Source organism: Xenorhabdus sp. NBAII XenSa04 (genome assembly GCF_963866145.1).
Classification (GTDB): Bacteria; Pseudomonadota; Gammaproteobacteria; order Enterobacterales; family Enterobacteriaceae; genus Xenorhabdus; species Xenorhabdus indica.
Window position 1 is genome coordinate 1 of record NZ_CAWMEB010000030.1, and the last position, 12229, is coordinate 12229.

Annotated in this window: 10 protein-coding genes; 6 read left to right on the forward strand and 4 right to left on the reverse strand. The window is 41.5% G+C overall.

Going from position 1 to position 12229, the window contains the following annotated elements:
• Both AAC147_RS01645 and rfaH read right to left on the reverse strand, forming a co-directional pair.
• Window positions 1-666, reverse strand: a 666-nt coding sequence (locus tag AAC147_RS01645) for a helix-turn-helix transcriptional regulator (protein ID WP_047685022.1), incomplete at its 3' end; no start/stop codon positions are given.
• Between the two features lie 311 nt (window positions 667-977).
• A complete protein-coding gene (gene rfaH, locus AAC147_RS01650) occupies window positions 978-1466 on the reverse strand; it encodes a transcription/translation regulatory transformer protein RfaH (protein ID WP_047685025.1) in 489 nt (162 codons plus the stop codon).
• Between the two features lie 578 nt (window positions 1467-2044).
• Between rfaH and ubiD the strand changes: the two genes are divergently transcribed.
• Entirely contained in the window at window positions 2045-3517 is a 1473-nt protein-coding gene (gene ubiD, locus AAC147_RS01655) for a 4-hydroxy-3-polyprenylbenzoate decarboxylase (protein WP_047685044.1), read from the forward strand.
• Window positions 3518-3527: 10 nt separating this feature from the next.
• Entirely contained in the window at window positions 3528-4229 is a 702-nt protein-coding gene (fre, locus tag AAC147_RS01660; protein ID WP_047685028.1) for an NAD(P)H-flavin reductase, read from the forward strand.
• 272 nt (window positions 4230-4501) lie between these two features.
• On the opposite strand, the gene fadA is transcribed toward fre, so the two are convergent.
• Window positions 4502-5665, reverse strand: a complete 1164-nt coding sequence (gene fadA / locus AAC147_RS01665; protein ID WP_047685031.1) for an acetyl-CoA C-acyltransferase FadA — start codon at window positions 5663-5665, stop codon at window positions 4502-4504.
• Between the two features lie 11 nt (window positions 5666-5676).
• Complete coding sequence (gene fadB, locus AAC147_RS01670) at window positions 5677-7863, reverse strand: fatty acid oxidation complex subunit alpha FadB (protein ID WP_047685034.1); 2187 nt, start codon at window positions 7861-7863, stop codon at window positions 5677-5679.
• A gap of 271 nt (window positions 7864-8134) precedes the next feature.
• On the opposite strand from fadB, the gene pepQ reads away from it, so the two are divergent.
• The 4 genes from pepQ to hemG are packed head-to-tail and all read left to right on the forward strand — an operon-like array spanning window position 8135 to window position 12147.
• On the forward strand, window positions 8135-9469 hold the full coding sequence (gene pepQ, locus AAC147_RS01675) for a Xaa-Pro dipeptidase (RefSeq protein WP_047685046.1): 1335 nt from the start codon (window positions 8135-8137) through the stop codon (window positions 9467-9469).
• A complete protein-coding gene (locus AAC147_RS01680; RefSeq protein ID WP_047685036.1) occupies window positions 9469-10080 on the forward strand; it encodes an IMPACT family protein in 612 nt (203 codons plus the stop codon). Before pepQ ends, AAC147_RS01680 begins: the two co-directional genes overlap by 1 nt.
• Window positions 10081-10117: 37 nt before the next feature.
• Window positions 10118-11569: a Trk system potassium transporter TrkH gene (gene trkH, locus AAC147_RS01685; protein ID WP_047685038.1), complete on the forward strand. Its 1452-nt coding sequence runs from the start codon at window positions 10118-10120 to the stop codon at window positions 11567-11569.
• A gap of 35 nt (window positions 11570-11604) precedes the next feature.
• The gene (gene hemG / locus AAC147_RS01690) at window positions 11605-12147 is read left to right on the forward strand and encodes a menaquinone-dependent protoporphyrinogen IX dehydrogenase (protein ID WP_047685041.1); all 543 of its coding nucleotides are present in this window, start codon (window positions 11605-11607) and stop codon (window positions 12145-12147) included.
• Window positions 12148-12229 lie beyond the last annotated feature (82 nt).

The following is a 12229-nucleotide window of genomic DNA, read 5'->3' on the forward strand; positions in this document are numbered from 1 at the left end:
AAAAGTATAATCTATAGATTTAAGATATTTGGGAGGGATGTATAAATCATAATTGTTTCTTTCGCAAAGAGTTTTTAATTCAATCATTGAATTTATTGAAAATTTTTCATAGATATTTTTAAAATATCTTTCTAATGTACGACATGATATTTTTAATTCATTAGCAATTTTTCTATTACTGATACCTCGGCAGAACAGAAATACTATTATCCATTCTTTTTCTGTTAATATATTGTTAGGAGGGCTGAGGTTAATGGACGCCGTAATATCATTTTTGATATAGTGATGTACTGAAAAATGATCTATTTCTTTAATGTGACAAATGATTCCGATGCATTTATTTTCTTCACTCATTAATGGGTATTTTTCGCAAAAATAGGGTCTTAGTTGTTTTGATTCGTATTGGAAATAAGAGCTAATAGATGATACTCGTTGCATGGATGTTAAGACTTGACGATCATGTTCTTCAAAGAGGTGAACAAGATGATTAAATGGTGTAGGTAATTCTTTTTCAGTATACCCTGTAACATCAAAATCGTCTGACAAATTATTTAATTTAATAAACATCTTGTTTGCATATATAAGATGGAGTTTCTTATCTTTTACAGACCATGATTCATGACTTTTATCCCACATATTTGTTAACTGAGGCGTGATTTGACTCATTATATAACCTTAATATTTATTAGATATTTTTTCTATGATTTTAGTTGGTTGATCTTCAACTGAAAATATTCTTATCCATACAAGGGTAACTAATTCATTTCAGATGGAATGTGAGAAGTGCTTATTATTCATGTAACAGGTTTCATGAAGTGTGAAAATGTGACTGTTGTCATGATTTTTACCTTGCGGGGTAAACTTCCAATCACAACTATATTTGCTAGGTTAGCATGGCTTAATGAGAAAAACCGCCACAAACAGCGCCTACTCAAAAACGGAGGTGTTTATGACGGTCTGAGAAAAATTCAATTGAATCAGACTTTAATGAACTGTTTATTATCCAACACCTTGGAGACTTCTTTATTGAGTATATTCAACAGAAGAATCGAACGGGTTTCTCCATCCGGTTCATTATAAATGGCCTGAATACCTTCAAAAATACCTTCAGTTATCAGTACCGTATCACCAGTAACAGGGGTTTCTGGTGCAGTAAACTCCTGTTCAGTTGCGCTCATTAACTCATCAATTAACTGTTGTGGAACAACAGCTGGGTAAGTGCTGAAGCGGATAAAATGATTGACCCCACGTGTTGAATTGACGGTAGTGGTATGAATAACCTCCGGATCAAAATTCACAAAAAGGTAGTTCGGAAAGAGGGGTTCGGTTACGGTTGCCCTTTTACCCCGAACGATTTTTTCAATTTTGGCTGTGGGTGTCAGGCAAATAACATCCTGTCGCTCCAGGTTTTCTATCGCCCGAGAGATTTGTCCGCGTTTACAGTAAAGAAGATACCAGTTTCCCATAATATTCCGACTCCATTACACAATGTACTTAGCATAACAAAACCGATATACCAGGATCATCTATAAAGTGAAGCATAACAAAACTGATATACAAGGATCACCTATAAAGTGAAAATGCGTTTAGGGGAGAAAACATGGTCTTATAGCCAGTAGGTGTTTGTTACCAGTAAAAGTTCATGTTTTATAGCATTTAACTGTACATTGACCAATTTTATGTATGTTTATGAATTTATTTTGTTTTTATAGATGAAATCAACAAAGGATTTACTATTAAAATCAATTGAATTATATCAATAGGTATATTGAAGAAATCCATGCTAAAAGAATAGCACTATTTTTTAGTGATAGTTTTAGTGACAGAAATGGAAGGTTTAAAATCTTTCAGCGTAATGTAGAGTTTTTTGAACAATTTGATAAACAGGTGGAGTCTGAGTAATGTTTCATTGTATCTCAGCAACCTAACCCACAAGATTACAATAAACTCATTGATTTTTAGTAGGTTATGGGTTTACCTTGTAACCTTTATGGGAAGGCTTATAATGTCTTTCCCTCCTTGCAAATCGGTACAATTAAATAAGATGAAATACCGCGATCTAAGAGACTTTCTTTCCCTGCTGGAGCAATCTGGTGAATTAAAACGAATTCGTATGGAAGTTGATCCTTATCTGGAAATGACAGAGATCGCAGATCGTACTCTTCGTGCCGGTGGTCCTGCTTTGTTGTTTGAAAATCCAAAAGGATATTCAATGCCGGTCTTATGTAATCTGTTTGGTACTCCTAAACGGGTTGCAATGGGAATGGGACAGGATGATGTTAAGGCACTGCACGATGTTGGCAAATTACTGGCTTTTCTTAAAGAGCCTGAGCCACCGAAAGGTTTTCGTGACCTGGTAGAGAAGCTGCCAAAATTCAAACAAGTTTTGAATATGCCAACTAAGCGCCTTAGTTCTGCGCCTTGTCAGGAACAGGTTTGGGAGGGGGATGAAGTTGATTTGACCCGTATTCCTGTGATGCACTGCTGGCCCGAAGATGCCGCTCCTCTAATAACATGGGGGTTAACTGTCACCAAAGGGCCAAATAAAGAGCGTCAGAATCTGGGCATCTATCGTCAGCAGGTTTTGGGGAAAAATAAACTTATCATGCGGTGGTTATCACACCGTGGTGGTGCGCTTGATTTTCAGGAATGGTGTCAGGCACATCCAGGCGAACGATTCCCTGTTGCTGTTGCACTGGGAGCTGATCCTGCCACAATCTTGGGAGCTGTCACTCCTATTCCTGATACGTTGTCTGAATATGCTTTTGCCGGGCTGTTACGTGGACATAAAACAGAAGTAGTGAAATGTTTATCCAATGATTTGGAAGTGCCTGCTAGTGCTGAAATTATCCTTGAAGGATATATCGAGCCGGGCGAATTGGCGCCAGAAGGGCCATATGGCGACCACACTGGTTATTATAATGAAGTAGATATGTTCCCAGTGTTGACCGTCACACATATTACTCAGCGCTGTGATGCCATCTATCACTCCACTTATACAGGGCGTCCACCAGATGAACCTGCTGTATTGGGGGTAGCATTGAATGAAGTGCTGGTTCCAATTCTACAAAAGCAATTTCCTGAAATTGTCGATTTTTATCTACCACCGGAAGGGTGTTCTTATCGGCTTGCTATCGTGACGATGAAAAAACAATATGCAGGGCATGCCAGGCGAGTCATGATGGGGGTTTGGTCATACCTGCGACAATTTATGTACACAAAATTTGTTATTGTCTGCGATGATGATATTAATGCGCGAGATTGGAATGATGTCATCTGGGCAATAACGACGCGAATGGACCCACAACGGGATACTGTCCTAATGGAAAATACACCAATCGACTATCTCGATTTTGCATCACCGGTTTCTGGGCTTGGCTCAAAAATGGGATTGGATGCAACGAATAAATGGCCGGGAGAGACACAAAGGGAGTGGGGGCGTCCGATAGTCATGAGTGATGAAATCCGGGCCCGTGTCGATGAGATTTGGGATCAATTAGATATTTTGAAGCGATAAGAGGGAACGCATGACAACACTAAGCTGTAAAGTAACATCGGTTGACTCCATTACAGATACAGTTTATCGGGTTCGTTTATTACCTGATTCGCCTTTTTCTTTTCGTGCAGGGCAATACCTTATGGTGGTTATGGATGAGCGGGATAAACGGCCTTTCTCCATGGCATCACCGCCATCAGAAAAACAGACGATTGAATTGCATATAGGTGCTTCTGAATTAAATCTGTATGCAATGGCGGTGATGGACAGGATCCTGGATCAGAAAGTTATTGATATTGATATTCCACACGGGAAAGCATGGTTTCGTGAAGATAGTAAAAACCCGATGCTATTAGTTGCAGGAGGAACAGGGTTTTCCTATACCCGTTCTATCTTACTGGCCGCATTAGAAAAAGATCCTAACCGCGAAATTGCAATTTACTGGGGTGGCCGCGAATTGCAGCATCTCTACGATTTAGAAGAATTGCAGGCACTGAGTGAATGTTATCCTAATTTAACGGTTGTTCCTGTCGTTGAACAAGTTGATGAGAATTGGCATGGGAGGACGGGGACTGTACTCAGTGCTGTTCTGGAAGATTTTGGCAGTTTGGCGCCGTATGATATCTATATAGCAGGCCGTTTTGAGATGGCTAAAATTGCCCGTGAACGGTTTTGTAGTGAACGTGATGCTTGCATCGATCGCATGTATGGTGATGCATTCGAGTTTATCTGAGCCAATCGACATACTTCTCATCACTTTTCAGATGTTTTGTTGGACGAGTATTCACTCCCCCAGTTACATAGTTAACTATGCCTCTGGGGAATCATCTGATTACTATCCTGATACACAATTTGAATTTATTAAATAAAATATAAGAAATAAAAAAACCCGCCCCTGACAGGCGGGAAACTACGGCAACAACTTATTAGAGTGATGCAATAGAGAAGACAGACAAGGGGAAAATGCGCATAAATAATCGTCAGATAACTCCAATAACTCAACAACTAGATTCTTTCAACAATCGTGGCAATGCCTTGGCCCAACCCTATACACATTGTTGCCAACCCGAATTGGACATCTTTATGCTCCATTAAGTTCAGCAAGGTTGTAGTGATACGAGCACCAGAGCAACCCAGTGGGTGGCCGAGAGCAATAGCACCACCATTCAGGTTGATTTTGTCGTCCATGCTATCCAGCAATTTCAGACCTTTCATACAAGCCAGAGATTGAGCTGCAAATGCTTCGTTTAACTCAATCATGCCAATATCTGAAAGGTTCAAGCCTGCTTTTTTCAACGCCATTTGTGTCGCAGGTACAGGACCATAACCCATGATAGAAGGATCACAACCAACAACTGCCATTGAACGGATACGAGCACGGGGTATTAACCCTAATTCACGAGCTTTACTTTCACTCATGATTAACATCGCAGATGCACCATCTGAAAGCGCGGAAGAGTTACCTGCGGTCACACTGCCTGTGACGGGATCAAAGACAGGACGCAGTGCAGACAAGTCTTTCAGGTTGGTATCGGGGCGGATCACTTCATCAAAATCGATGAGTTTCAGATTACCATCAGCGTCATGTCCTTGGATTGGTGCGATTTCACTAGCAAAGGCTTTTGACTCTGTCGCTTGTGCAGCGCGCTGGTGTGAACGCATGGCAAATTCATCCTGCATTTCGCGGCTGATACCGTGCATTTTCGCCAGCATTTCAGCGGTCAAACCCATCATACCGGCCGCTTTTGCTACATTACGACTTAATTTAGGATGGAAATCGACACCATGAGTCATCGGTACATGTCCCATGTGCTCAACACCACCAATCAGTGCAATGTTGGCATCACCCGTCATGATCATGCGGGCACCATCGTGTAATGATTGCATTGAAGAGCCGCACAAACGGTTTACTGTAACAGCAGGAACTGAGTGAGGGATCCCGGCCAGTAAGGCGGAGTTACGGGCAATATTGAAGCCTTGTTCCAGTGTTTGTTGTACACAGCCCCAAGAAATATCGTCGATATGTTCAGGTTGTACTGACGGATTACGCTTGAGTATCGATTTCATCAAATGTGCAGAGAGATCTTCGGCACGGATCTGACGGAATACTCCACCTTTTGAGCGCCCCATAGGGGTACGGATACCATCAATAATGACTACGTTTTCCATGTTTTCAGACCTCACGCTGTTTCACCGGGATTAACAGCAAGTTTTGCTGCGGCAGGATAGTAACTTTCATTGCTCTCAGCTTTCGCTTTCAGGCCGGCTGGAACTTGATAAAGTGCGCCTAAATGGGCATAACTTTCAGCCAATTTCACATAAGCTGCGGTTCCCATCGTATCCAAATAACGGAAAATACCACCGTGGAATGGAGGGAAGCCTAAACCATAAACCAGTGCCATATCTGCCTCCGCAGGGCTGGCAATAACACCTTCTTCCAGACAGCGAACCACTTCGTTAATCATTGGGATCATGGTACGAGCAATGATCTCTTCGCCAGAGAAAGTCTGTTTAGGTTGACTAACGTCTGCCAATAATTGATCTGTGGCTTCGTCTTGTTCTTTTTTCGGTTTGCCTTTTTTGTCTTGGGTGTATTTATAGAAACCAACACCATTTTTCTGACCATAACGTTGATTTTCAAACAATACATCAATGGCATCCCGGTAATCGCGGCTCATACGGTCAGGGAAACCTTGTGCCATAACACTCTGGGCGTGGTGAGCAGTATCAATCCCAACAACATCAATGAGGTAAGCAGGGCCCATCGGCCAGCCAAATTCTTTTTCCATGATTTTGTCGATTTGACGGAAGTCACCGCCATCGCGCAATAACATGCCGAAGCCAGCCAGATAAGGGAACAAGACACGATTTACGAAAAATCCTGGGCAGTCATTGACAACGATTGGCGTTTTACCCATTTTGCTGGCGTAAGCGACAACAGTCGAAATCGTTTTGTCAGATGTTTTTTCTCCGCGAATGATCTCAACCAATGGCATACGGTGAACCGGGTTGAAGAAGTGCATACCACAGAAGTTTTCTGGTCGTTTCAGTGACTTTGCCAGTTCAGTGATTGGAATTGTGGAGGTATTAGATGCCAGAATGCAGTTATCATTAATATGGGATTCTGTTTCTGCCAGAACTGCGGCTTTAATTTTCGGATTTTCAACGACAGCTTCAACAACAACTTGCGCCTGCTCAATGCCGGCATAATTCAGGGTTGGTTGAATGGATGACAGCATTTTAGCCATCTTCATCGCATCCAGACGTCCGCGTTCGAATTGCTTATTTAACAGCTTAGCCGCTTCATTAATACCTAAATCCAGCGCTTTCTGATTAATATCTTTCATCAGCACTGGAACACCCTTACGTGCTGATTGGTAAGCAATGCCGCCTCCCATAATGCCTGCACCCAGAACGGCTGCGCGCTGAGGAGTGGATACTTCCTTCAGATGTTTTTTTGCCAGACCTTTTACATATTGGTCATTCAGGAAAATGCCGACTAAAGCGCGAGCAACGGAAGTGTGTGCTAATGCAACAAAACTTTCGCTTTCCAGTTTCAATGCTTCATCACGGCCCAATGTGGCCGCTTTCTCAATGGTTTTCACGGCGGTAATTGGAGCAGGGTAATGAGGGCCTGCGACTTTCATTACCATACCTTTTGCCACAGTGAAGCTCATCGTGCGTTCAACTTCGTTGAGGTTCAGTGGTGACAGCTTAGGCTGGCGGGCCGCTTTCCAGTCCAAGTCACCTTTGATGGCTTGTGCCAAAATAGAAACAGCAGCATCAATCAGTTTTTCAGCAGGGACAACCGCATCAACTAAACCGTTTTTCAGTGCTTCTTCTGCGCTGATATCTTTGCCTGCGGTAATAATCTCAAGGGCATTGTCAGTACCAATTAAGCGTGGCATACGGACGGAGCCACCGAAGCCTGGCATAATGCCTAATTTAGTTTCTGGCAAACCAATTCGAAGGTCGGGTGACGCAATACGGAAATCAGTAGAAAGTACTAGCTCACAACCACCGCCAAGCGCATACCCATTGATTGCGGAGACTGTAGGAACAGGGAGATCTTCAATTCGGTTGAAAATATTGTTAGCGAGATTCAACAGTTCATGAAGTTTTTCTGCGGGTGCGCTGAATAAGGATAAAAATTCTGTGATATCTGCACCAACAATGAAGGCTTGTTTTTCAGAACGTATTAACAACCCTTTTAATTCAGTTTGTTGCTCAAGGGTAGCAACGGCTTTATCTAGTGATGCAACAGTTTTTGTATCTAATTTATTAATTGCAGATGGCGCATTGAAGATCAGTTCTGCAATGCCATCTTTCAGCCAGTTTACTTGAATAGTTTCACTTAGGTAGAGCATGTCATTCTCCTCAATGAGTGCATACCATCTGGTATGACCAGATGCAGTTGATTGTGATTAGTGTGTTAATTGAATGCAAATCAATGATTAATTTTTTGTAGGGTAGATCACAGGTAAGATTTATGATGTATCGTGATATTTTTTATTATTGCATTGAAAAATATAAATATTATCAGTTAATTTCTATGAAATCGATTTTCTGCTATGGCACTAAAAAAAAGGAATTGTGATAAAATTTAAATTCCAGCCAGATAACCTAAAGGCTAATAAAATGGAAAAGTTGGCATCTCTGTACCAAGAACATATTAAAATATTGCAAAAACGTGTCAGAGAAATATTGGCACGTAGTCAGCTAGACGCCCTGCTTATTCACTCTGGTGAGTTATTACGAGTGTTTTTTGATGATAGCCATTATCCTTTCAAGGCAAATGCGTATTTCAAAGCATGCGTTCCTGTAACCAATGTACCGAATTGCTGGTTATGGATCGATGGTATTAATAAACCCAAGCTATGGTTTTACTCCCCAGTGGATTATTGGCACAGTGTGGAACCGTTGCCTCATGGTTATTGGACTGAAGAAGTAGAAATGTTTCATTTGGCTAAGGCTGATGATATCAAAGTTGCACTGAATGGGTTACCAAAACAATATACAGCATATATCGGTGAGCAAGTTGATCGTGCAAAATCTCTGGGACTCCTCAATCATAATATTAACCCTAAAGTAGTTTTAGATTATTTAAGTTACCATCGTTCATATAAAACCGATTATGAACTGGCTTGTATGCGTGAAGCGCAGAAAACGGCTGTCAATGGTCACATGGCCGCACATGACGCATTTCTGTCGGGTGTCAGTGAATTCGAAATCAATATGTTCTATTTAATAGCAACAGGCCACCGTGATACTGATGTTCCTTATGATAATATTATTGCTTTGAATGAAAATGCGGCAGTTTTGCATTACACAAAGTTACAACAAACCGCGCCTTCTGAAATTCGCAGTTTTTTGATTGATGCTGGGGCGGAATATAATGGCTATGCTGCGGATATCACCCGAACTTATGCAGTAAAACCCAACAGCGAGTTCGCCGCTCTGATTAAAGGATTGAATGATGAGCAGCAGGCAATTATAGCCACGATCAAAGCTGGTAGTCGATATATCGATTACCATGTCAATATGCATCATCGCATAGCCAGGTTGCTGAAAAAACACGATATCATTACTGGAATTAGTGAAGACGTCATGGTTGAGAAAGGGTTAACAACGCCATTTTTCCCACATGGACTTGGTCATCAACTTGGCTTACAGGTGCATGATGCTGCCGGGTTTATGCAAGATGATAGCGGAACCCATCTGGCTGCGCCGGAAATGTATTCCTACCTGCGTTGTACACGTATTTTAGAGCCAGGAATGGTTTTGACCATTGAGCCGGGTCTTTATTTCATTGAAACTTTATTGACGCCTTGGCGTGAAAGTGAATACAGCAAACATTTCGATTGGAAAAAAATCGATATGCTTAAGCCTTATGGCGGTATTCGAATAGAGGATAATATCATTATTCACGATGGAAGAATCGAAAACATGACCAGAGATTTACAGTTGTCGTAATGAAGCCTTATTTAATTCCTGCGGCTTCAGTCAGTTTTACTGAAGAAATAAAGAAAAGTCGTTTTATTACCCTGTTGGAACATACCAGTGGGGTAGATGAAGCGAAAGCATTTATCCAAGGTATCAAAGAACAATACCCTGATGCCCGGCATCATTGTTGGGCTTTTGTCGCAGGTGCGCCTGATGACTCTCAGCAATTGGGGTTTTCAGATGATGGAGAGCCTACCGGAACTGCGGGTAAACCTATGATTGCACAATTAATCGGGAGTGGTTTAGGAGAGATCACCGCAGTATCAGTTCGTTATTTTGGTGGTATCAAACTTGGTACAGGTGGATTAGTGAAAGCCTATGGTAATGGTGTTCAGCAGGCACTTAAGCTATTGGAAAGAAAGTATAAAGTGCCGCAAAAACTGTATCAGTTACAGTGTGAATATGCACAAATTTCCATGGTGGAACAACTGTTACAGCAATTTTCAGGGCAAGTGCTCGCTAGTGAGTATACTGAAAATGTTACATTGCAAATATCATTACCTGCTACTCTTGCAGAAGAAATAGGTAATAGATTACGTGATTTAAGTCGCGGTACGCTTTTTTTAACGTCAAAAAAATAACTGTTTTGTCATACAGGATTTCGAAGGAACCTGCTGAATGCATTTTCGCACCATAACTCGTATTGTCGGGCTACTTGTTATTATTTTCTCTGTCACAATGATTATTCCGGGGTTGGTGGCATTAATTTACCGAGATGGTGCAGGCAGAGCTTTCAGTCAGACATTCATCTTTGTGCTCTTTATTGGTTTAATATTATGGATACCCAATCGGGAACAAAAACATGAATTGAAACCTAAAGAGGGTTTCCTGATTGTTGTACTGTTCTGGACAGTATTAGGCAGTGTCGGAGCATTACCTTTTATTTTCTCTGAAAAACCTAACCTTTCGATTACAGATGCCTTTTTTGAATCCTTTTCTGGCCTGACAACAACAGGGGCGACGACGCTTGTTGGTCTTGATTCCCTTCCTAAAGCAATTCTCTTTTATCGGCAAATGTTGCAATGGTTGGGGGGAATGGGAATTATTGTATTGGCTGTTGCGATCCTGCCTTTGTTGGGCGTCGGTGGAATGCAGCTTTATCGGGCTGAAATGCCGGGACCATTAAAAGACAATAAAATGCGTCCTCGTATTGCGGAAACAGCTAAAACTCTTTGGCTGATTTATGTTTTATTGACCATTGCCTGTGCGATTGCACTATGGGCAGCGGGAATGTCGATTTTTGATGCGATTTCTCATAGCTTTTCTACCATCGCAATTGGTGGATTTTCAACACATGATGCCAGCGTGGGTTTTTTCAATAGCTCGACAATTAATACTATTATTGCGATCTTTCTACTGATTTCCGGTTGTAACTTTGGCTTACATTTTGCTGTGCTTTCCGGGCGAAGTTTGACAGTCTACTGGCGTGACCCTGAATTTCGCATGTTTATCAGTATCCAGTTGGCATTAGTCGTACTGTGTACACTGGTTTTATGGCAGCATTCTGTTTATGAATCCAAATTAAATGCACTTAATCATGCTTTCTTTCAGGTTGTTTCAATGGCAACGACGGCAGGGTTTACAACAGACAGTTTTGCCAAGTGGCCTCTGTTTCTGCCGTTCTTACTATTATGCTCTGCATTTATTGGTGGATGTGCCGGCTCAACCGGTGGGGGTTTGAAAGTCATCCGTATTTTGCTCTTATTTCTACAAGGCTCCCGCGAACTGAAACGTCTGGTGCATCCGAACGCGGTATATACTATTAAATTGGGACACCGGGCATTACCGGAAAAAATTATTGAGGCAGTCTGGGGGTTTTTCTCTGCTTACGCATTGGTTTTCATCATTAGTATGTTGCTACTGATAGCAACAGGTATTGATGAATTCTCTGCCTTTTCGGCTATTGCTGCAACATTGAATAACCTGGGGCCAGGGTTGGGAACTGTAGCGGATAACTTCACTACGATGAATCCGACAGCCAAGTGGATATTGGTCGTTACGATGTTGTTTGGACGTCTGGAGGTTTTCACTTTATTAGTCCTATTCACACCGACTTTCTGGCGCGACTAATTATGAGATGATTCGTTATTTAAAAGGACGTATCTATGAACTACTTACTGCTCTATTCCACACAGGATGGACAGACTAAGAAAATTATTACCCGTATCGCGGAAAATATTCGTCGTGCGGGTATAGGATGTGATTTAAGAGATCTTGCTACAGTTAAGCACATGAATTTGGATCCTTACCATAAAGTGATGGTAGGAGCCTCAATACGTTATGGTCACTTTAATTCTGCGTTGTATAAGTTTGTCACGAGCCATCAAAAGCAATTGGATCAATTGCCGACAGCATTCTTTAGTGTCAATTTAACCGCGAGAAAACCAGAAAAAAGTACACCGGAAACGAATACCTATTTACGCAAGTTCTTGACAAAAAGCACGTGGAAGCCAGATTTGTGTGATGTTTTTGCAGGAGCTTTGCTTTATCCCCGTTATCGTTGGTTTGATCGCCTCATGGTTCAATTCATTATGCGCATGACGGGAGGAGAAACGGATACAACTAAAGAGGTTGAATACACTGATTGGGCTAAAGTAGATCATTTTTCAGAGATATTTTTACAGTTAGCATGTCAAAAAGCGCCTTAAAAGCAATCCATTCGCTGATTTTTACGTCGTTTTGAGGAAAAAAAATGCGAACAGAAAAAAAGTGCAAAAAAACTATTGTCAG

Coding starts and splice junctions, on each gene's coding strand:
- fre (WP_047685028.1), top strand. CDS start 3,528: ATGACAACACTAAGCTGTAAAGTAACATCGGTTGACTCCATTACAGAT.
- fadA (WP_047685031.1), bottom strand. CDS start 5,665: ATGGAAAACGTAGTCATTATTGATGGTATCCGTACCCCTATGGGGCGC.
- fadB (WP_047685034.1), bottom strand. CDS start 7,863: ATGCTCTACCTAAGTGAAACTATTCAAGTAAACTGGCTGAAAGATGGC.
- ubiD (WP_047685044.1), top strand. CDS start 2,045: ATGAAATACCGCGATCTAAGAGACTTTCTTTCCCTGCTGGAGCAATCT.
- AAC147_RS01680 (WP_047685036.1), top strand. CDS start 9,469: ATGAAGCCTTATTTAATTCCTGCGGCTTCAGTCAGTTTTACTGAAGAA.
- trkH (WP_047685038.1), top strand. CDS start 10,118: ATGCATTTTCGCACCATAACTCGTATTGTCGGGCTACTTGTTATTATT.
- hemG (WP_047685041.1), top strand. CDS start 11,605: ATGAACTACTTACTGCTCTATTCCACACAGGATGGACAGACTAAGAAA.
- pepQ (WP_047685046.1), top strand. CDS start 8,135: ATGGAAAAGTTGGCATCTCTGTACCAAGAACATATTAAAATATTGCAA.
- rfaH (WP_047685025.1), bottom strand. CDS start 1,466: ATGGGAAACTGGTATCTTCTTTACTGTAAACGCGGACAAATCTCTCGG.